Source organism: Bradyrhizobium hipponense (assembly GCF_008123965.1).
Classification (GTDB): domain Bacteria; phylum Pseudomonadota; class Alphaproteobacteria; order Rhizobiales; family Xanthobacteraceae; genus Bradyrhizobium; species Bradyrhizobium hipponense.
On record NZ_VSTH01000023.1, the window covers coordinates 63994 to 84726 of the forward strand.

At 63.9% G+C, this 20733-nt stretch carries 23 protein-coding genes; 5 read left to right on the top strand and 18 right to left on the bottom strand.

What is annotated here, in order from left to right; all coding sequences use genetic code 11:
- Positions 1–301: 301 nt before the first annotated feature.
- From uxuA to FXV83_RS08810, 6 genes are all read right to left on the bottom strand, one after another.
- On the bottom strand, positions 302–1489 hold the full coding sequence (uxuA, locus tag FXV83_RS08785) for a mannonate dehydratase (protein ID WP_187435775.1): 1188 nt from the start codon (positions 1487–1489) through the stop codon (positions 302–304).
- 117 nt (positions 1490–1606) lie between these two features.
- Complete coding sequence (locus FXV83_RS08790; protein ID WP_148738792.1) at positions 1607–2656, bottom strand: L-idonate 5-dehydrogenase; 1050 nt, start codon at positions 2654–2656, stop codon at positions 1607–1609.
- Complete coding sequence (locus tag FXV83_RS08795; RefSeq protein WP_148738793.1) at positions 2653–4059, bottom strand: TRAP transporter large permease; 1407 nt, start codon at positions 4057–4059, stop codon at positions 2653–2655. The genes FXV83_RS08790 and FXV83_RS08795 overlap by 4 nt, the downstream gene beginning before the upstream one ends.
- Positions 4060–4063: 4 nt before the next feature.
- A complete protein-coding gene (locus FXV83_RS08800; protein ID WP_148738794.1) occupies positions 4064–4642 on the bottom strand; it encodes a TRAP transporter small permease in 579 nt (192 codons plus the stop codon).
- Between the two features lie 251 nt (positions 4643–4893).
- Positions 4894–5853, bottom strand: coding sequence for a sialic acid TRAP transporter substrate-binding protein SiaP (locus FXV83_RS08805; protein ID WP_187435776.1), 960 nt, complete (start codon positions 5851–5853; stop codon positions 4894–4896).
- Between the two features lie 90 nt (positions 5854–5943).
- On the bottom strand, positions 5944–6771 hold the full coding sequence (locus FXV83_RS08810; RefSeq protein ID WP_148738796.1) for a FadR/GntR family transcriptional regulator: 828 nt from the start codon (positions 6769–6771) through the stop codon (positions 5944–5946).
- A 146-nt stretch (positions 6772–6917) separates the two neighbouring features.
- Here FXV83_RS08810 and FXV83_RS08815 point away from each other — a divergent pair, with 146 nt between their 5' ends.
- Together FXV83_RS08815 and FXV83_RS08820 are read left to right on the top strand one after the other, a co-directional pair.
- A complete protein-coding gene (locus FXV83_RS08815) occupies positions 6918–8402 on the top strand; it encodes a mannitol dehydrogenase family protein (RefSeq protein WP_187435763.1) in 1485 nt (494 codons plus the stop codon).
- Between the two features lie 88 nt (positions 8403–8490).
- A complete protein-coding gene (locus tag FXV83_RS08820; protein ID WP_148738798.1) occupies positions 8491–8898 on the top strand; it encodes a nuclear transport factor 2 family protein in 408 nt (135 codons plus the stop codon).
- Positions 8899–8965: 67 nt separating this feature from the next.
- Here the strand turns inward: FXV83_RS08820 and FXV83_RS08825 are convergent, their stop codons facing one another.
- On the bottom strand, positions 8966–9691 hold the full coding sequence (locus FXV83_RS08825; RefSeq protein WP_148738799.1) for an HAD family hydrolase: 726 nt from the start codon (positions 9689–9691) through the stop codon (positions 8966–8968).
- A gap of 157 nt (positions 9692–9848) precedes the next feature.
- Between FXV83_RS08825 and FXV83_RS08830 the strand changes: the two genes are divergently transcribed.
- Entirely contained in the window at positions 9849–10691 is an 843-nt protein-coding gene (locus tag FXV83_RS08830; RefSeq protein ID WP_148738800.1) for an SDR family oxidoreductase, read from the top strand.
- 498 nt (positions 10692–11189) lie between these two features.
- Positions 11190–11768: a MarR family winged helix-turn-helix transcriptional regulator gene (locus tag FXV83_RS08840; protein ID WP_148738801.1), complete on the top strand. Its 579-nt coding sequence runs from the start codon at positions 11190–11192 to the stop codon at positions 11766–11768.
- Positions 11769–11781: 13 nt separating this feature from the next.
- Here FXV83_RS08840 and FXV83_RS08845 read toward each other — a convergent pair whose 3' ends face one another.
- Complete coding sequence (locus FXV83_RS08845; RefSeq protein WP_148738802.1) at positions 11782–12732, bottom strand: hypothetical protein; 951 nt, start codon at positions 12730–12732, stop codon at positions 11782–11784.
- A gap of 815 nt (positions 12733–13547) precedes the next feature.
- On the opposite strand from FXV83_RS08845, the gene FXV83_RS08855 reads away from it, so the two are divergent.
- The gene (locus FXV83_RS08855) at positions 13548–14318 is read left to right on the top strand and encodes a response regulator transcription factor (protein ID WP_187435764.1); all 771 of its coding nucleotides are present in this window, start codon (positions 13548–13550) and stop codon (positions 14316–14318) included.
- A 125-nt stretch (positions 14319–14443) separates the two neighbouring features.
- Here the strand turns inward: FXV83_RS08855 and FXV83_RS08860 are convergent, their stop codons facing one another.
- The 10 genes from FXV83_RS08860 to flaF form a co-directional block, all read right to left on the bottom strand.
- Positions 14444–14902 carry a hypothetical protein gene (locus FXV83_RS08860; protein WP_148738804.1) on the bottom strand — a complete coding sequence of 153 codons (459 nt, stop codon included), beginning with the start codon at positions 14900–14902 and terminating at the stop codon, positions 14444–14446.
- Positions 14899–15408 (bottom strand): flagellar biosynthesis protein FlgN, encoded by a 510-nt coding sequence (locus tag FXV83_RS08865; protein ID WP_148738805.1) that lies wholly within the window; start codon positions 15406–15408, stop codon positions 14899–14901. Before FXV83_RS08865 ends, FXV83_RS08860 begins: the two co-directional genes overlap by 4 nt.
- A 14-nt stretch (positions 15409–15422) precedes the next feature.
- The gene (locus tag FXV83_RS08870) at positions 15423–15932 is read right to left on the bottom strand and encodes a rod-binding protein (RefSeq protein ID WP_187435765.1); all 510 of its coding nucleotides are present in this window, start codon (positions 15930–15932) and stop codon (positions 15423–15425) included.
- Positions 15929–16348 carry a hypothetical protein gene (locus tag FXV83_RS08875; RefSeq protein ID WP_148738870.1) on the bottom strand — a complete coding sequence of 140 codons (420 nt, stop codon included), beginning with the start codon at positions 16346–16348 and terminating at the stop codon, positions 15929–15931. Before FXV83_RS08875 ends, FXV83_RS08870 begins: the two co-directional genes overlap by 4 nt.
- Positions 16349–16354: 6 nt before the next feature.
- Positions 16355–17107: a flagellar biosynthesis protein FliR gene (fliR, locus tag FXV83_RS08880; RefSeq protein ID WP_148738806.1), complete on the bottom strand. Its 753-nt coding sequence runs from the start codon at positions 17105–17107 to the stop codon at positions 16355–16357.
- A complete protein-coding gene (gene flhA, locus FXV83_RS08885; protein WP_148738807.1) occupies positions 17104–19185 on the bottom strand; it encodes a flagellar biosynthesis protein FlhA in 2082 nt (693 codons plus the stop codon). Before flhA ends, fliR begins: the two co-directional genes overlap by 4 nt.
- 78 nt (positions 19186–19263) lie before the next feature.
- On the bottom strand, positions 19264–19530 hold the full coding sequence (gene fliQ / locus FXV83_RS08890) for a flagellar biosynthesis protein FliQ (RefSeq protein WP_148738808.1): 267 nt from the start codon (positions 19528–19530) through the stop codon (positions 19264–19266).
- Positions 19531–19532: 2 nt separating this feature from the next.
- Complete coding sequence (flgD, locus tag FXV83_RS08895) at positions 19533–19946, bottom strand: flagellar hook assembly protein FlgD (RefSeq protein ID WP_148738809.1); 414 nt, start codon at positions 19944–19946, stop codon at positions 19533–19535.
- A gap of 14 nt (positions 19947–19960) precedes the next feature.
- On the bottom strand, positions 19961–20371 hold the full coding sequence (flbT, locus tag FXV83_RS08900; protein WP_148738810.1) for a flagellar biosynthesis repressor FlbT: 411 nt from the start codon (positions 20369–20371) through the stop codon (positions 19961–19963).
- Complete coding sequence (gene flaF, locus FXV83_RS08905) at positions 20371–20715, bottom strand: flagellar biosynthesis regulator FlaF (protein WP_187435766.1); 345 nt, start codon at positions 20713–20715, stop codon at positions 20371–20373. The genes flbT and flaF overlap by 1 nt, the downstream gene beginning before the upstream one ends.
- Between the last annotated feature and the right edge of the window lie 18 nt (positions 20716–20733).

The following is a 20733-nucleotide window of genomic DNA, read 5'->3' on the forward strand; positions in this document are numbered from 1 at the left end:
TCCTGAGGTGGCGTAGAATAGACCGTCAGGCGGTGCAAGGCTGAAACGGCCTACGGGCATGACAGCAGAGGCGGCTCTGCATTCTCGCCGCGCATCTTACCGAGGCTTGGCGCTTTGCTGTTTTGCCCGAGGGAGCACCATGGTCACCACGTACTCGCTGTCATCGCCCGGCTCCGACCGGGCGATCCAGTATTCGAGGTGGTTGTGATTTGAACCGAGACGCCACGGCGTACTGGATGCCCCGGTCAAGCCGGGGCATGACAGCGGTGTGTGGCCATCCCCTTGCGAGACAAGTAGCGGGCTATCGATGCTCGATCGCGCGGATGGCGCCGCGCAGCTCGGCGAGGCCGCGCAGGCGGCCGATCGCGGTGTAGCCGGGATTGGTGCGCTTGGTGGCAGCGAGATCGTCGAGCATGCGGTGGCCGTGATCGGGCCGGAACACGATCTGGCGGTCCGGCGAGCGCCGCGCGTTCTCCTTCAGCAGCGCTTTGAGCACCGCGACCATGTCGACGTCGCCGTCGAGATGGTCGGATTCGTAGAACGACAAGCCATCCGCCTCGCGCTTGGTCGCGCGCAAATGCGCGAACGCAATGCGCGGGCCGAAGCGTTCGGCCATCTCGGGCAGATTGTTGCCGGCGCGGACGCCGAGCGAGCCCGTGCACAGGCAGATGCCGTTGGCCTTCGACGGCACGGCATCGAACAGCGCCTGATAGTCGTCGGCAGTCGAGGCGATGCGCGGCAGGCCGAACAACGGGCGCGGCGGATCGTCCGGGTGCAGCGTCAGCGAGACGCCAAGCTGCTCGGCCACCGGCGCGACGCGCTCAAGGAACTCGGTGAGATGCCGGCGCAGGATGTCTGGCGTGATGTCGCGATACTGTTCGAGCCGGTCGCGGAATTGCGGGATGGTCATCGGCTCGGTGGTCGAGCCCGGCAGCGCGCTGGCGATGACCATGACGAGATAGTCGATGTCGGCCTGGCTCATCTTCTCAAAGAGTTTTTTCGCACGCGCCTGTTGCTCCGGCGAATACTCCTGAGCTGCGGCAGGGCGCTTGAGGATGTGCAGCTCGAACGCGGCAAAGCGGTCCTGGTCGAAGCGCATGGCGCGGGCGCCGCTCGGCAGCTCCCATTCGAGATCGGTGCGGCACCAGTCGACTACGGGCATGAAATTGTAGCAGATGATCTTGATGCCCGCCGCGGCCACCGCTTCGAGGCTCGCGATCCAGGTTTCGATCGAACGCGTGGCCTTGCCGCCGAGCCGCTTGACGTCGTCCGGAATCGGGATCGACTCCACCACCGACCAGGTCAAGGGCGAACGGCCGGGCTGACCGCGCTCGATGAAATTCTTGCGCTCCTCGACCGCCTGGCGCGTCCAGGCCTCGCCGATCGGTACCTGATGCAGCGCCGAGACGATGTCCGTCGCCCCGGCCTGCCTGACATCGTCGAGCGATACGGGATCATCGGGCCCGTACCAGCGCCATCCCTGCAACATCATCAAGAATCTCCAAGAGCGTTTTCGAGCGAAGTGGATACCGGTTCGCGAAAAGAAAACGCGTCAAAACAAGAATCTAGAGTCCCGTTCCGATTTCATCGGAACGGGACTCTAGGATCAGTTTGCAGTCAGCACGACCTTGACGCTCTGCGAGCGGTCGAGTGCCAGTCGCAGCGCGTCCGGCGCCATCGACAGCGGCCGCTCGGCGGTGACCAGCGACAACACATTGACGCTGCCGTCGGCGATCAGTTCCACCGCCGTCATGAACTCGAAGCCGAAACGGAACGAGCCGCGCAGGTCGATCTCCCTGGCCATGACGGCATTGGCCGGCACCGGAATCTGCCCGCCCGGCAGATTGCCGATCTGCACCACCGTGCCGCCGCGCCTGACGATACCGATGGCACTGGCAAGGCCCGCGGCAGTGCCCGAAACCTCGAATGCGACATCGTAGGGACGCGAAGCAGCTTGGGCTTTCAAGCCCTCCTCCCCGCCCGAAACATTCTCGAAGTGATCGGCGCCGAGCCGGCTCGCAAACGCGAGCGGCGCCGGTGCGATGTCGGCCACCGTGATGTCGGCGATGCCGGCGCGGCGTGCGGCGAGCATGGTCAACAGCCCGATCGGGCCGGCACCGAAGATGATGCCGCGCTTGCCCTCGATCTTGCCGGCGCGCGCGACCGCATGCAGGCAGACCGCGAGCGGCTCGGCGAGCGCCGCGGCCTGATAGGAGACGTGATCGGGAATCTTCACGCATTGCGCGGGGATCGCATCGAAATAGTTGGCAAAGCCGCCCTGCATGTGCGGCGTCTTCGAGGCCGAGCCCATGAAGTAGATGTTCTCGCAGAGGTTCGGCCGGCCCTCGCGGCAGGCGACGCAATGGCCGCACCAGCGCGACGGGTTGACGGCAACGCGATCACCGATCTTCAGGTTCGAGGCGGATCCAGAGATCTCCACGACCTCGCCGGAGATCTCGTGGCCGAGCACCAGCGGCGACTTCACGACGAAATCGCCGGTCCGGGCGTGACGGAAGTAGTGCATGTCCGAGCCGCAGATGCCGCCGGCGCCGAAGCGGACGCGCACCATGCCGGATGCGAGCTGGTCGAGCGGATGCTCGACCATGCGCAGATCTTCGGGGCCGAACAGGGTTGCAGCGAGAGCTGTGGATGTCATTTGGAGAGTCCCATGTATTTAGGCAGCCAGAGGGTCAGTTCGGGGATGTAGGTGATCGCGATCAGCGCGAGCATCAACGGCACCAGCCAGGGCAGGATCGCCACCGTGGTGCGCTCGACCGACAGCTTTGCCACGCGCGCCAGCACGAACAGCACCATTCCGAGCGGCGGGTGCAGCAGCCCGATCATCAGGTTCAGCGTCATGATCAGGCCGAAATGGACCGGATCGATGCCGAGCTTGAGCACGATCGGCAGCAGGATCGGCACCAGGATGGTGATCGCCGCCGTGGTGTCGATGAAGCAGCCGACGAACAGGATCAGGATATTGGCGAGCGCCAGAAACACCCATTTGTTGTGGGTGATGCTGAGCATCCAGTCCGAAAGCAACTGCGCGGCCTGCGACACCGTGAGGAGCCAGGCGAAGATCGAAGCGGCGGTGACGATGAACAGCACAGAGGCCGTGGTCTCGATGGTGTCGAAGGTCGCCTTGGCCACGGTCTTCAGCGTCATGGTGCGATAGCGCACGAGGCCAAGGAACAGCGACCAGATCACGGCGGCGACGGCGGCCTCCGTCGGCGTGAACCAGCCGAGCGTCATGCCGCCGATCAGGATCACCGGCGCCATCAGCGCCATCACCGCGGAGAAATCGAAGTACCAGTCGATCGCGAGCAGCGCGCCGAGGCCGATCACAACCGCCATGTTGGTCGACATACCGGCCAGCGTCATCAGCCAGATCGCGAGCGGGAAGCTCAGCACCACGACGATCTCGAGCCCGGCCGAGCCGAGCTGCGGCCAGGAGAACGGCGTGTCGCTGCCCCATTTGTTCTTGTGCGCGAAATAGGTAACGGTTGCCATCATCAGCAGGGTCAGGACGACACCGGGAATGACGCCGCCCAGGAACAGCGCGCCGATCGAGACGTTCGCCATCATGCCGTAGATCACGAAGGGCAGCGACGGCGGGATGATGGGCCCGAGCGTTGCCGAGGCCGCGGTGACTCCGACCGAGAACTCGGTGGAGTAGCCGTGATCCTTCATCGCCTTGATCTCGATGGTGCCAAGGCCGGCGGCGTCCGCGATCGCGGTGCCGGACATGCCGGAGAAGATCACCGAGCCGATGATGTTGACGTGACCGAGACCGCCGCGCATCCAGCCGACCAGCGCGACGGCAAATTTGTAGATGCGGCCGGTGACGCCAGCGATGTTCATGAGATTGCCGGCCAGGATGAAGAACGGCACGGCGAGCAGCGGAAAACTCTCGACGCCGGCGATCATGCGCTGCGCGAGCGTGACATCGGGCGTCACGCCGCTGACCAGGATGTAGAGCAGCGACGACGCAGCCATGGCGATTGCCACGGGCACGCCGAGCAGCATCAGGATGAGAAAGCCCCCAAGCAACAACAGCATGAAATTACCCTTCCGATCCGTCGTAGGCACCGGGACGTTCGAGGATCGAGTAGCCCTGCCGCCAGTTTTGCAGCGCCACCTGCACCGAGCGGGCGAACATCAGCACGAAGCCGAGCAGCACGGCGTAATAGACGTAGTTCTTGGCAAAATTGATCGTGGTCATCGACTCGTCGCCGATGATCTGGATGTAGACCCAGACCAGCTTGGTGGCGTAGCCGAAGAAGGCGATCCGGATCAGGTCGATCACGGTCGACAACGCCCGCGCCACCAGATGGGGCAGATAGCGATAGATCAGGTCGACCTGGATATGCCGCGACAGCCGCACGCACATCGACGAGCCGATGAAGACCACCCCGATCAGGCAGTAGGTCGCGATCTCCTCGGTCCAGGCGTAGCTGTCATTGAGTACGTAGCGGGTGAAGAACTGGAGGAAAACGGCGGACGCCATCACCCAGAAGATCGCGAGCGCCAGCCAGTCCTCGAAAGCGTAGATGCCGAGGTCCACCTTCGGCGTCGCCTCCTCCTCGAAGGTATGGGCGATCTCGTCCGCGGTAATCTGCCGGTGCAATTCGGCGGTCGACATGTGGTTACTCCTCGAATGGACTGGCCGTCATTCCGGGGCTCGCAAAGCGAGACCCGGAATGTCGAGCTAGTTTTACTGCGTCAAAGCCACTCTTCTCCTCATCCTGAGGAGCGCGGAACGCGCGTCTCGAAGGATGGCCCCGGGCGAGAGCCGGGCCTTCATGGTTCGCCCGGCGATGCGAAGCATCGTCCGGAGACGCGCTTCGCGCTCCTCACCATGAGGGTCTTATTACGCGGCAAGACCAGCGACTGCTATTTCACGTCCTGGATGCGCTCCCAGTCGGCCTTGCGATAACCGAAGGTCTCGAACGCGACGTTCTTCAGCACGGTGTCGCGGAACTCGTTCTTGTCGACCTCGGTCACGGTCAGTCCCTTGTCCTTGAAGAAGGCGACCAGCTTGGCCTCGTTCTGCTTGATTTCCCCGGTGGCCTTGGCGGCAGCCTCCTGCGCCACGTCCGTGAATATCTTCTTGTCCTCGTCGCTCAGCTTCTTCCAGAGCGCACCGGCGACCACCGTGTTGAGGTGATCGACGATATGGCCGGTCAGCACGATGTGCTTCTGCACCTCGTAGAACTTCTTGGCTTCGATCGTAGTCAGCGGGTTCTCCTGCGCCTCGACGGTGCCGTTCTGGAGCGCGAGGTAGACTTCGGCAAACGCGATCGGCGCGGTGTTGGCGCCGCAGGCACGCGGCATCGCCAGGTAGGCCGGCACGTCGGGCACCCGCATCTTGAGGCCCTTCATGTCGGCGCAACTCTTGATCGGCTTGTTCGAGGAGGTCTGGCGCACGCCGTAATAGGTCACCGCGATGATGTGGTGGCCGCTCTTGTCCTCGTAGCCCTTGGCGAGCTCCTTGAAGATGTCGCTTTTGGTATAGGCGAGCAGATGATCGGCGTTGCGGAACGTATAGGGATAGTAGGTCACGCCGATCGGCGGAAAGCTCTTGGCCGCAAAGCTCGAGCCGGAGATGATGATGTCGACCGAGCCGAGCGAGAGGCCCTGGTTGATGTCGGCCTCCTTGCCGAGCTGGGACGCCGGATAGACATCGATCGCATAGCGCCCGTTGGTGCGCTTGCCGATCTCCTGCGCGGCCCAGACCGAGGCGGTATGGAACGGCTCCGAGGTCTCATAGACATGCGCCCATTTGAGCTTGGTCTGAGCCATGCCGACATTGGTCGTCGCACACATCGCCACGGCCGAGACCGCGAGCACCATCGTCATTTTCTTCAACACTGACTTTTCCTCCATCTTTTAAGTCTGCTTCTTGTTCGCCCGACACCCAATGGGAATACGGACCGTCCAATGTCATCGCCGCCGTGCAGTCCCGCTCTTTCCGGTTTCCTTGGCTTGCTTCTTCGGCGCTCGTTTTGTTCTTGCCGGCTTCGCGGTGTGTCGGCCAGCCCGGCCGGGCCCGGTGGCCGATCCGGCCGCGATCTCGGCGCCAAAGTTCTGGGCAAAGCGTTCCTGGGAGCGCGCCAGATGATTGCGCATTGCATCGCGCGCGGCTTCGGGATCGTGCGCCGCAATGGCATCGCGCACCGCGCGATGCTCATCGAGGGCCGCGTGCCAGGTGCGCGGGTTCTCGAAATAATGCGCGAGCTGCGCGAAGTAGGGATTGAGGCGCTGGTCGAAGAGATCGCCGACCACGCGCACCAGAACGGCATTGCCGAGGCTCCCGGCGATCGCGACGTGAAAGGCGCGGTCGTGGATCATCGAGGCTTCGCCGGGATGCGCGACATTCTCCATCGCAACCAGAGAGGCATCGATGCGCGCGATGTCGTCCTTCCTCGCGACGCGCGCGGCTTGCTCGGCAATCGCGCTTTCGAGGAACTCCCGGGCCCGCAATAGTTCGAACGGGCCTTCGATGACCGCGGCCGCCGGCACGGGCACCGCGGCGCCCGCAGGTTCGATCACGTAGATGCCGGAACCGACACGGATACGGAGGCGGCCTTCGACTTCGAGCGCGATCAGCGCTTCGCGCACCGTCGGCCGCGAGACCTTGAGCTGTTCGGCGAGCTCGCGCTCGGTCGGCAAGCGGCTGCCGACCGCGTATTCACCGCTGTCGATCAGGCTTCGCAATTGATCGGCGATTTGGCGATAGAGCCGTCTCGCCTCCACAGCTTCCAGCGGCACGCTGGCCTCCCCGAAAGGGTCTCGCCGGGAAGCTTCGCGGCCCGGCGGCCCGCCAATTTTGGAAAATTGGTCTTACCAATTGACCGGAGCATTGACCGAGGACGGGCGGCATGTCAAGCAGCGGCAAAGCAAGGGGAGAGACGACCATGCGCCTTAATTCAATGCGCCTTGGCCGCGCCAATCTCGACCGGCTGCCGCCGGCCATCCGCCGCCCGGCCTATGACCGTTCGCGCGTCACGCCCGGCATCGTCCATCTCGGCCTCGGCGCCTTCCATCGCGCCCATCAGGCCGTCGTCATCGACGATTGTCTTGCCGCCGGCGCCGCCGGCTGGGGCGTCGTCGGCGCCAGCCTGCGCAGTCCGGATACGCGCGACGCGCTCGCGCCGCAGGACCATCTCTACACGCTCGCGGTTCGCGCCGCCGAAGGCACCGAGCACCGCGTGATCGGCGCGCTGCTTGGCAGCCTCGTTGCGCGCGAGAACCCGGCGCGGCTGGTCGACACGATGGCCGATCCGGCCATCCGCATCGTCTCCCTCACCGTCACCGAGAAAGGCTATTGCCACACGCCGCAGGCCGGCGATCTCGACGAGCGGCATCCGGACGTCGTGCACGATCTGAACAATTTCGACGCGCCGCGCTCGGCGCCCGGATTCATCGTTTCCGCCCTTGCACGCCGGCGGGCGCAAGGCGTTGCGCCCTTCACCGTGCTGTGCTGCGACAACCTCGCCGCCAATGGCCACACGGTGCAGCGGATCGTGACGCAGTTCGCGGCGCTGCGGTCGAAGGAGCTCGGCAAGTGGATCGCAGATATGGCCGCCTTTCCCTCGACCATGGTCGACCGCATCGTGCCGGAGACAACCGATGCCGATCGGAACACGGTTTCCGCTGCGCTCGGCTTGCGCGACGCATGGCCGGTCATGACCGAGCCGTTCACGCAATGGGTGGTCGAGGACCGCTTCGCTGCGGGCAGACCTGATTTCGCCGCCGCCCGCGTCGAGCTCGTCACCGACGTCAAGCCGTTCGAATTGATGAAGCTGCGACTGCTCAACGCCAGTCATTCGGCGCTCGCCTATCTCGGCTATCTCGCCGGCTACGAGACTATCGCCGACACTATGACCGATCCGCACTTCGCGCGGCTTGCTGCCCAAATGATGGAAGAGGCCGCGGTGACCCTGACGATGCCATCAGGCACTGATCTTGGTGCCTACCGCGTCTCGCTACTCAAGCGCTTTGCCAATCCGGCGCTGCATCACCGGACCTGGCAGATCGCGATGGACGGCTCGCAAAAGCTGCCGCAGCGCTTGCTTGGCGCGATGCAGGACCGCCTCGCCAGGAACCTGCCGATCGAGACCCATGCGCTCGCAGTGGCCGGCTGGATGCGCTACGTCACCGCGATCGACGAGCAGGGTCGCGCGATCGACGTGCGCGATCCGCTAGCCGGCGAATTCGCGGCACTGGCGCGCGAGGCCGGTCCCGTCGCCGAGCGGCTTGCGCCTGCACTGCTCGGCGTCGAAAAATTGTTCGGGCCGCTCGGAGCCGAGCCACGACTGCGCACGGCGGTCACCACGGCGCTCGGCCGTCTCTATGCGGACGGCGCACGGCGGGCGGTCGAGACGCACGTTTCGCACTGACGGCAGCCCCAATCTCGATGCTGCACTGCGGCTAAAATCAACGGAAGTCGCGCTTGATTTTTCCGCGTCCTTGCCTCACCCGGGAGGCATGACGAAGGACAACAAGGTCATTGCCGCCAACGCGGCCTTTTACGCTGCCTTTTCGACAGGCGACTTTGCCGGCATGGAACGGATGTGGGCGGACGACGACGCCATTTCCTGCATCCATCCCGGTTGGCCGGCCATTGTCGGGCGGGCCACCGTGATCGGGAGCTGGCGCGACATCCTGCAAAGCCCGGAGCGGCCGCAGATCGTCTGCGCCGAGCCGCAGGCTATCGTCGATGGCGACAGCGCGCGCGTGCTCTGCATCGAGATCGTCGACGGCACAGCGCTTGCCGCCGCCAACCATTTCAAGCGCGTCGGCGACGACTGGCGCCTGGTGCACCATCAGTCGAGCCCGATCGCCCAGATTGTCGAGCAGGCTGAGGAAGATAGCCCGTCTCGCCGCGTCCACTGACGCGGCACGTCACGCCGGCGTGATCTACTGTGCATGGGGTTGTTTTTCACTTTTTTGTTCTGTGGTCTCATCCGAGGCCCGCAAGTTCCGACAGATCCTCCAGCACGAACCGCGCATCGGTGAAATCATCGTCCCGGAAGAACATGCTGTGGGTGATCACGACCGGGATGTTGGCACGCGAGGCCGCGAGCAGGCCATTGGCGGAGTCTTCGATCGCGACGCAGTTGGCGGCTTCCAGCTTCAGCCGCCCCAGGATTTCGAGATAGACGTCCGGCGCAGGCTTCTTGTGCCGAACATCGTCGCCGGCGACGATGGCCTCGAAGTCCGCGGCCCAGCGCTTCCCCAGCGCCCGCGACAGCAGGGCATCGATATTGCCGCGCGAGGTGGTCGTCGCGATCGCGAGCCGCTGGCCGCGCGACCTCGCCGCCGCCAGCAGTTCCGCCACGCCCGGCCGCAACGGGCAACAGCCGGTCTCGACCAGTTCGGCGTAATGCGCGGTCTTGATGCGGTGAAGCTCTGCGATATCCACGTCCGATAATGGCGGAGCGGCCCGCCGCCTCGCGTGGTAGGCGCGGATGCGTTCCTTGCCGCCCGTTATCCTCAGCAGATCCTTGTAGACGGCACGATCCCAGTGCCAGGCGAGGCCGTGGCGCAGGAAGGCTTCATTGAAGGCCTGCCGGTGCAGTTCCTCGGTTTCGGCCAGCGTTCCGTCGACATCGAAGATCAGCGCGCTGGCACGCCGGATCAGCTCCGCGGCGTCGCATAGCGCTGCGGCGGGTGCTTCTGCCTGCATGACCGACGCCTCCCTCCAGACGCTCCAGTGACAAGCGAGCATTGCTCGCGGTGGCGGACGCGTAAAATTGCAATATCTTTTGCCGGACCCAAAAATCTCTTATGAGCAGGGATGCGCGCTGTGGCGCGAGAGGAATTCCGACCAGCACGGCAGACGCATGCGGCTCTTCATCCTCGGCCTGGGCTATAGCGCAGGGCATTTCGTCCGCAGATTCGGCGGCAGCTTCGCGCACGTCGCCGGCACGGTGCGCGATCCCGCGAAGCGGCAAGGCCTGGCCGGCATCGAGGCGCATCCGTTTTCCATGAGCGGTCCGGATCGCGAGACGGTCGAGCGGATGCGCGAGGCCGACGTCCTTCTCGTGTCGATCCCGCCCAGTAGCGCGGGCGACCCGGCGATCGCGGCGTTCGCGGACGTGCTGGCATCGGCCCGATGCCGGAAGATCATCTACCTGTCTACACTGGGCGTGTATGGCGACCACGGCGGCGCATGGGTCGACGAGAGTACGCCCCCGCGGGCCACCCTCGAGCGGACGCGCATGCGGCTTGCGGCGGAGCAGGCCTGGATGGAGACGGGGCGCGCCGGTGTCGCGATCCTGCGGCTTGCGGGCATCTACGGTCCTGGCCGCAACGCGCTGGCGACGCTGCGGGCTGGAACGGCCCGGCGCATCATTAAGCCGGGACAGGTCTTCAACCGCATCCATGTCGAGGACATCGCAAGCGCGATCATGGCTGCGATACGTCATGAGGGCGGCGGCACGTGGAATGTTTGCGACGACGAGCCCGCGCCGCCGCAGGACGTGATTGCCTATGCGGCGAAGCTGATGGGCATTGCGCCCCCGGCTGAAGAGGCATTCGAGACGGCCGAGATGTCGGCAATGGCCCGCAGCTTCTACGCTGGCAACGCGCGTGTCTCAAACGCGAAATTGAAGCGCGAACTTGGCGTGACGTTGGCCTACCCGACCTATCGGCAGGGCCTTGATGCGCTGTGGCGCGCTGAATGAATTAGAGGGGTGGTCGGTCAGGCCGCCCCTCTCGAAACGCAGCGTCAGCTCAGAACGCCATATTTCTTGAGCCAGGCCTGCGCCCGTTTCCAGGCACCTTCCGCAGCATCCTTGCGGTAGCTGCCGCGCGCCGGATTTAACCGCGTAGCTGCGCTGCGTCGCAACATCCGTTAACCGAAAAAGGCGGTTCTTCCCCACCTGCCGACGCCGTTCGGAGCTGCAGACACCCCGTCAGCGCGCGCATTTCCAAACCTTCCGCCGCACCAAAGGGGCGTCGCAATGACCGCAACGACACATCATGTTGCACGGGCATCGCATATCAGCGGAATCTCGTGCGCGAACCTCGGTCATTTGAGTGAAATTTTCAGAAGAGTTGAGCCGCGCGATTTACTCGAACTTTCTTTGTGACGCTCTAGTTCCACGTCCGAAAGTTCCATCTTCCCAGATTGCGCTACCAAAAGCTCAATTGAATAAAGCTTTATCCGACGTGGAATTGAAATGAATTTGGCTCGCGAATCGATTGAATTATTGGAGCAGGTTGCGCGGATCCTGTGGTTCGAAGGTACCAAGCACGGCTTGCGCGATCGCGAATGGATGGCGCTCCGCTTCCTGTCCCGCGCCAACCGGTTTTCCAGGACGCCGTCGGCGCTGGCGAGCTACGTCGGCACCACGCGCGGCACCGCCTCGTTCATCATCGGTGAACTCGAACGGCTGGGATATCTGGAGCGGACTCGGTCGGCCAAGGACAAGCGTTCGGTGATGCTGAGTGTCACGCAGCAGGGTAAGAAGTTCTTGGTGCGTGACCCCGTCAACGTTCTCGTCGAGGCGATCGGCGTCCTCGACAATGACGCCAAGGTCCGCTTCCGCGACGGGCTCCGGCACGTGCTGGACCAATCGGACGCGGCCGAACAGCGGCATCATACCGACGTTTGCAAGCGCTGCATCTTCCTCCGCGAGGACCGCACCACCACCGACAGCAAGACGGCGGCCGAATACACCTGCCGCCTGTTTCGCGCTCCGATCGCGGAGGCCGAGGTCCAGCTGCTGTGCACCAGCTTCGCGCATCACCGCCAATAGAGAAGTGCGCGGACTACGGCGTTGCCTTGCGTGGCGAATAGACTACGCCGCCGCTGGTCTCCACGACGAGGCGGCCGTTCTCGTTTCTGATCTCCTCGATGCGGCCAAGGCCTGACACCTGTTGTCCCAGCACCGCCTCGATCACACCGTTCGGACTTTGCAGGATGGCAATCCCCTCATAGGCCTGACGGACCGACCAGCCCTTGACCGCCTTGCGCGGTACCGACGTGCGCTCGGATGGAGACACCGAGCCCGTGATCTCGGGCGCTGCGACCGAGGCCATCATCGGCATGGTCTGCGACGACGGCTGAGGCTGCGAGGCGACAGGCGCCGGAGCCTGGATCTGCGCCTGGGCGAGCCTGTCGAGCTTCACCGTCGAGGACGAACTCACGCGCTCGATACGATCCAGGTTCTCGGCAAAGCGGCCGAAACGATCGCTGGTCGCCTTGCTCGAGAAATCGACCGCGGTACGCAGGCCGTCCAGGTTTTCGGACACGCCCGACACCTGCTTGCGCAGCTGCGCGACCGTCTCGCGCAGGTTCCTGATCTCCGTATTGGCGGAGGCGCTGGTCTGGCTCGGCTGCGTGGTGAGATAGGCGATCACGCCGGTGCAGGCACAGACCACAAGCACCGCGGCGACCGCCAATGTTGCGAGCGGCACGACCCATGTCGGACGCGGCGGCGGCGGCTTGGCTACGAGCACGGCCGGGCGGATGACAGCCGGCGCAGGCTTCGGTATTGCCATCTTGTCGAGGCGCGCCTTGGCGCGAATGCGCTTGAGCCCCTCAAGGGCTTCCTTGGCGAGAGTTTCGTCGCTCGACGACGCCGACGCAGGTCTCGCGCTTGTAGCGGGCTTTGTCGCACGCATCGCATTGTCCTTTGCGGCGCCCGCCTGCGGAGCCGGCTTCGTCGCCGCAGGCACATCCGCGGTCTCGTGGGGACGAGCTTTGCCATCGGACAACATGTGAAAAATGCTCCGTTCGGTTCGATCTGTCGAACGACGCTAGTTGTCGAAGCTTGCCTGAAACGTGCGCGTCGAAAAGTTCTCGTCACGCGCAACGCGACGTCGAATGAGTCAGACGCGTCATGCATGCGGCGAGAGTGCGACTCGAAAGACACACACTCGCCAAGATTTCGCCAAGCTGGAGTCGCCCCGCCATACATGAGTCGAATTGTCGCACAGCATGGCGCGCTCGCGAGGGTCAATCGGAAGTTGAAAACCCCTCAATGCACCTGACTCGCGCCACCACCCAAAATGACTGCAATTCTACGGGTGTACGGAACCATATAACCGTTACGGTGCAAAACTAGTTCGAATTTTGAATCAACTGATGCGATCGAACATATCAAGAAACAACTCGAAACAAACCAACAGCATCAAGCACACGTAGCAACCGCTTTCTTCCGCGTGCTTGATCGGAAATCGGCAATTGTTACGGTCCTACACAAGTGATTCTCGCCAGATGGCGAGGAGATCGACACAGTTCAGTGGTGTTCGGACGCGATGAGCAACTTGGCGCAACTGTTCTAGGTCGCTGTCACAATCCGCCCCGCGAGGTGATCCGTAGACACCTGCCGGGCCTCACGTCGTAGCGTTCAGTATCGAGTCGAAGTAACGGGCCTGCACATGCAGGCACTGGATGCGTAGGGCTGCCCGCGGATATGAAACCATAATAACGGTTCGCGGGAAGGAAATATCGTCAAACAGCATAGTTGCCGAGCCGGGCATCACACTAACCCATCCGGCCGCAACAAGTGCGAAACAGGGGCGAAAGACTGATGTATATAATCGTTGATGATCGCGAGAGCGTCGCGAACAGCTACGTCGGAGGGCTCGATCGCGAAGGTGTATCGTCGATCGGCTTTTCCTCCGGAGAGTTCTGGGACTGGCTGCAATCCGCCAATGAATCGGATCTGGCAGCGGTCGACGCCTTCCTCCTCGGGGATTGCGATACCCGCGGAAGCCTGCCGCGGGCGATGCGCAAGCGCTCCTCGGCTCCCATCATCGCCATGAGCGGCCAGAAAATGCTCAAGAACACGCTTGAGCTTTTCGAATCGGGCGTGGACGACGTGGTTTACGTGCCGATCCATCTTCGCGAGATCCTGGCCCGAACGGCTGCGATCGCACGACGCAGGGTCGGCGACCTGCCAAGGCCCTGCGAAACCAGAATCCAAGTCTTCTTCAACGGACGCGACCCCGAGATCGGCGGCCGCGCCCTCACCTTGCCCCGCCGCGAACTGCGCATTCTCGAATACATGGTCGGCAACCACGGAAAGTGGATCACCAAGACGCAGATCTTCAACGCGGTCTACGGCATCTTCGAGGCGACCTTCGACGAGAGCGTGATCGAGAGCCATGTGAGCAAGCTGCGCAAGAAGCTTCGTGACCGCCTCGGCTTCGACGCCATCGTGGCGCGGCGCTACGTCGGCTACCGCCTCAACATCCCCGCCGGCGAGGCCATCGACGAGTCGATGCAGGATCTCGGCGAGGTCGGCATCCTCCTGAACAGGGCACATGCCGCCCCGGCGGCGTACCCGGCAGGAAACTGACGCGACACGACATCGATACCAAACGACACCGGCCTCTGCGGACATATCCCGCAGAGGCCGGTGCATTTTCAGCGGCGGACAGACGGCAGAGCGCCCGGCCGGCTTCGCGGCGCAGGTCGGTTGCGCTACGGCTTCTGCTGGAATTCGTCCTTCGAGACGTAGTTGAAGTCCTCGACCAGGACGTCCTGGACGACGTCGGCCTGCATCCGCTGGTTGACGTGCTGCTTGATGGCGGTCGTGAGGACGGAGAGGTCATAGCGGGCGAGCTTCCTGAAATCGAGGCGCTCGTCCGCATAGATCCTACGGAAGGCTTCATCCACGACGAACGGCTCGGGCGGAACGGTGAGCTGGTGCATGGTCCGCGCCTCCACCGTGTAGACGAAGCGCGCGACGATGTAGCCCTGCACGTTTCCGTTCTCGACCATGGGCACGCTCAGCGCCCGCGTCTTCTGGTATTGCAGCCCGTCGAGATATTCGTCCTTCGCCGGCAGCAGGCTGCCGTTTTCCTTCCAATAGGCCACGGCATAGCTCGTGCCCGCGGTGAGGATGCATACCCACAGTCCGGCCAGCACCAGTCTGATCATCTTCCGTCCTGCACTGCGCGACCGCTATAGGTGCCGTCCGACTCGGCTTCCTTGACCGCCCTGACGATGATGCTCGCGACCTCGCGCACGGCGTCGTAGTGCATTTCGAGGATGGCGCGGTTCCGCTCGAGCTTCTGGCGCAGGCGCTGGATTTCCGCGGTGATCTCCGCCTCGGCGCCGAGATGCATCCGCGCCCGCATCAGGCGGACGAATTCCAGCATGCTCCGGCTCTTCCGCGCGCTGAAGTCGTCGAAATCGATCTTCTTCCCGGTCGCGAGCGCGACCGTCTCCTCTTCAATGATACTTTCAAGCCGGCGGATCGACGCCAGCAGGCCCCACACCTCGTCCGATCTCGCCGCATCGGTGCCGTCGGGCGCCACCTCACCGCCGGCATCTGGCAGGTGCACCGGCAACATCACCGCGCCCTGCGTGGCTTCCACCGTCGCCTCGGTGCCGACCTCGGGCTGCTCCATCACCAGCGCCGCCGCGCCTTCATTTGCCTGCATAGGAAATTCACTCCTCAACTTTCGTCACCCATCCCAGATCCGCCCTTGCCCGGAACGTCCAGAACGGCCGGATGCGCAGCGGCGAGCTGCCTGGCAATGCCGATCCCCTTGCCCTTCGCAAGCTGGTTGCCGAGCTGCTCCGCAAGCATCGACTTCCAGACGCTGCCGGCGGTTCCCTTGCCGAAGACTTCCTCCGACTCCTTCGGCAACATCGTCTCGACAAAGGTCTGGAGAATGAACGCCTCGAATTTGCGGTAGACCTCGCCCGAGGCCGGCGCCTTGATCACCTGCACCGGCGCCGCGGCGTTCGGCAGCGACGGCTGCGCGTCCGCCGTATTTGCCGTGGACGGATCGCCAGCTGGCGTCGTGGCCGCGGCCTTGCCGACCTCGGCATCCATCGTGGCGGCAAAATCGGCCTCCGGGGATTTCAATGCATCGAGCTTCGCCGTCGCCGCGCGCTGCGTCACGGGATCGGCGGCCGCAAGGACGTCGAGAACGAGATCGGGTGTCGCGGTCACGATCATGTCTTGTTCCGGTTGGCTGGCCGTGGCGTCCAGTCGCGCACGGCGGGGCTTGTGCCCGTCATCTCTTCGAGCGAGCGCTTCTCCGCCTCGCGAAGCTTGTCCGCGAGCGCCGCTTTCGCGACCTGCTCGAGCTGTTTCACACGGCGGTTCTCCGCGCGGACCTGGTCGAGCTGCTGAGCGGCCCGGGCCTGCAGGGCGCGTGCGCCGACGCTCGTCCTGGTAAGGCGTCGCGCGATCGATTCGCTCGACGAGCCCGCCGGCAGCTCGCCTTCGTTCAGAGCTCCGACCAGCCAAGCCTGTTCGTCGTGCAAGCTTCTCTCCTCCTGGCGCAACTGCGCCAGCTGCCATTCGGACATCCGAAGCTGAAGCTTCACGAGCGAGACGATCCGGCCGAGCTTGTCCGCGCGTGACGTCATGGCCGGTCATTCCGCCAGCCACGACGACACGCCGAGCATGAATTGCTTCAGCAGCTCGTCGCTGGTGAGGTAGAGCAGCAGGAATCCGCCGAACAGGACAAAGGGCACCGAGATGAAATAGACGGGAATTGCCGGCGTCAGCTTGTTGATGAGGCCGACCGCCAGGTTGACGATGACCGAGTAGACGATGAATGGGCTGGTAATCCGCAGCGTCAGCACGAACGCCTCCGAGAGGCGGCCGACGAGCTGATCGAGTGCCATGCTTCCGCCGATCCTGTCGCCGGGATGCCAGACATCGTAGGAGTTCATCAGCCCGCGCAGGACCTGCCAATGCTGGTCGGTCATGAAGAACAGTGTGGTGACGGCCGCCATGATCAACGGCACCAGGGCCGGTGCCGGGTCGGTGTCACCCACCGGCGTCCCCGGGATGTTGCTGAGGCCGATCGCACTCGCCATCACGGTTGCCATGGTCTGGAGCGCTAGAAAGAACACGCGCCCACCGAGCCCGATGACGCTGCCGACAAGGAGCTCCGAACAGATCAGCAGCGCGAGCGTCAGCGGTGCTGCGTTCTCCGTGAGTGGTTTCAGGACGGCGATCAAGATCGGCGTGAGCGCAAACGTCGTAACCAGCGCGACGAACAGGCGAACCTGGGCCGGAACGTTGACGCTGGAATAGCCGGGCACGAGCATCAGGCAGGCACCGATGCGGCAGAACACGATGAACGTCACGAGCACGCTGTCGGTGAGGCCGCTGATCACGATATAGCTCCAAGCGGCCTGATCTCGGCGCTGCGCGCAACCTCGACGTGCGACAGGATCGGCAGGGTTGGAAACACCCGTTCGAGGATCATGCGAACGTAGGGACGCGCTTCGGGCGTGACCGCCAACACCACGCTGGTGCCGTTCTCGGTGAACTTCCGGACTGCGGCGCTGGCTTCGGTCGCAAACTGCTCGATCAGCCGCGGATCGGCGTCGAATTCGACGACGTCCCCCTTGGCGTCGCGCTTCAGGCTCTGGTGGAACGCCAGATCCCAGCGGTTGCCGAGGCGGACGACGTTGAGCACGCCATTGTCTGAGAGGTCGCCGCAGATCTGCGCGGCGAGACGCATGCGCACATGCTCGGCGACCTGCTCGGACCGCCGCACATGGGGCGCGATCTCGGCGATCGCTTCGAGGATCAGATGCAGGTTCCGGATCGATACGCGCTCGGCCAGGAGGATCTTCAGGATCGCCAGCAGGCCGGAATAGGAGATCTGCGACGGACAGATGTCGTCGACCAGGCGCTTGTATTCGGAATCGAGCCGGTCGAGCAAGGCACGCATGTCCTTGTAGGACAGCAGCTGGGCAAGGTTGGCTCGAAGCACCTCGCTGAGATGCGTGAGCAGAACCGACAGATTGTCGACGGGCTTGCAGCCCTGCCGCTTGACCTCGTCGGTGAAAGCTTCCGTCACCCAGAGCGCCTTCATGCCAAAGGCGGGCTCGATCACCTCTTCGCCGGGGACATCGGGGTTGCCATCCTTGTCCACGAGCACCATCACCTCGCCGAGCCGCAGCTCGCCATGGGCGACGCGCGTGTCGTGGATCCGGATCTGGTAGCTCTTGGGATCGATCGACAGATTGTCGGTGAGCTTGATCTCGGGAATCACGAAGCCGTATTGCTTGGCGAATTTCTTGCGGATCTTGCCGACGCGGTGCGCAAGCTCGTTGCGCGAACCCAAGAGATGAACCGAAAGGTGGCCTCCGAGCGACAGCTCGATCTCGGCGGTCTTGAGCTGCTCCTTGACGGATTCCTTGGCATCGCTCTGCGCCCGCTCGTCGGCCTTGAGCGCCTCCTGTTTCCGCTCCCGCGCCGCCTGCCGCTTCGGTAGCGAGTAGCCGACGAACGCCATGACCCCTCCGAGCAGCACGAATGGCGCCATCGGCAGCCCTGGCATCAAGGCGAGCACGAACATCATCAGCGCCGCGGCCGACACCGCGCGCGGATAGCCGCCGAGCTGCCGCAGCACAGCCTGCTCCGCCGACCCCCTGGTGCCGCCCTTGGAGACCAGGAGGCCCGCCGACAGCGACACGATCAGCGCAGGCATCTGCGTGACCAGACCGTCGCCGACGGAGAGCTTGGTGTAGACGTCGGCGGCGCGTGCAAGGCTGAGGCCGTGATGGGTGACGCCGATCACGATGCCGCCGAAGATGTTGATCGCGGTGATGATCAGGCCGGCGATGGCATCGCCGCGGACGAACTTCGAGGCACCGTCCATGGCGCCGAAGAACGCACTCTCTTCCTCGAGCTCGCGGCGCCGGCGCTGGGCTTCCTTGTCGTCGATCAGGCCCGCGGACAGGTCTGCGTCGATCGCCATCTGCTTGCCGGGAATGGCGTCCAGGGTGAAGCGGGCGCCGACTTCGGCGATACGCGTTGCACCCTTGGTGATCACGACGAAATTCACCGTGACCAGGATCGCGAAGATGATCAGGCCGATGACGAAGTCGCCGCCCATGACGAACTTGGAGAAGCCGGCAACGACATGGCCCGCGGCAGTTTCCCCCTCCCCGCCGCGCGACAGGATCAGGCGCGTCGTCGCGACGTTGAGCGCCAGGCGCAGGATGGTCGCGATCAGCAGTACGGTCGGGAAAGCGGAGAAATCGAGCGGCCGCTGGATCCACAGCGCAACCATCAGGATCAGCGCCGACAACGCGATCGAGAAGGCAAGGCCGAGATCGATCAGAATCGGCGGGATCGGCAGGAACAGGATCGTGAGCATGGCCACGATGCCGCCGGCGAAAAAGGCGTCGGCCCCGAGTCGTCGCGGGGTCGGCAGGCTAGCAGCTAACGTATCGGCCATGGGTCACCGGCAGAGGGTCCGCACCTAATCTGCCGCGCAAAGCTTACGCGAGGGTGGTGGGCCGGTGGGCTCCTCGGATCAGAAGCCGCGTTCGATATGCGAATAGACCATCTCGGTGAAAGTGGAGAGATGCGCGCCGATGAAGGAGCCGGATACGGCAACGACCAGGAGAATGACGATGATCTTCGGAACGAAGGTCAGCGTCACCTCCTGGATCTGGGTCAGGGCCTGAAGCAGCGCGATGATGGTGCCGACCAGCATTGCCGCGCCGACCGCAGGGCCCGAGGCGACGATGATCGTCCAGATCGCCGCCTGGACGATGTCGAGGGCGTCCCGCTCGTTCATGGCTAGCTGAGCGTGAGGCCGGGTCCGATCGCGACCTTCGTGCCGTTCTCGAGGGTCGCGATCGAGCCGTCGCTGTTGATGGAGACCGACGCGATCTTGCCGGTGAAGCTCGCTCCGGTCGAGTCGGTGAAGCTGACGGTCCGTCCGATCAGCCCGTCCGCCTGCGACAACGCCTGCGAGGACAGCAGCGCATCGAGCTTGGTGTTGGTCTGCATGGCCTGCTCGACCGTCGAGAGCTGGGCGAACTGGCTCATATATTGCGAGGTGTCCATCGGATTGGTCGGATCCTGATTCTTCATCTCGGCCACGAGGAGCTGAAGAAACGTATTGTAGTCGACACTGTTGCTCGACGTGGCCGTGGGAGAGCCGGTCGAAGTGGTCTTGCTGGTGGTCTCGGTCGCGCTGGGAACGTTCATGTGCCTCTCCGCTGTCAGGCAGCCTCGAATGGGGAATCGATCATGGCGCCGGCCAGAATTGCCTGCTCCACTGGAAACAACGCCCTGATCCGCTTGAGCGCCTCGAAATAGCGGGTCGAGCCGACCAGCTCGTCGATCGCGTTAAGCCCGTCCAGCATCTCGCGGTTCTCGCAGAGCGCGAGAAGCGCCGCATGATGCGGCCGATAGAGCGCCATGGGGTCTCGAACGTCGGTTGGATTCATCAGCATGAGCTGGACGACGAAATAGAGCTGCCGCATCGCCGTGGTGGCGTCGGAAGCCTGCATGACCTGCCCTTCGAGCAGAAACATCACGTCGTTGACGAGCTCGATGGAGACCTTGCGGTCCACGCGCAGCACCGCGCCGTTGATGTAGATCCGTTCGCCCGCCCGCAAGGATACCTTCATCAAAGAGCGTCTCGGATCAGGCGATTGATCTCGATGAGCTGCATCACGTCGTTCGATCTCTCCTCGCGGAGGCGGTCGGCTTCCTTGACCACCCACAGGCCGATCGAGATGATGTCGGCGCGCAGCTTGTCGGGAAGCGCGTTCTCGGGATGGGCTAGATCCTCGATGAAGATCGTCCACAGCCGCCGGACGTAGAGCAGGCTCTCGACCAGATCCTCGAGGCTGAAGCGTCCCTTCTGGAGCCGCTCCAGCCGGTCGATGCCGAGGCTGAGCGCGTGCCGCTCGCGCCCGCGCGCCTCCTGGCCGCTGTCTTCGACGACCGCTTCATAGGCTTCAAAAGTCATCAGGACCACTCTGCACAG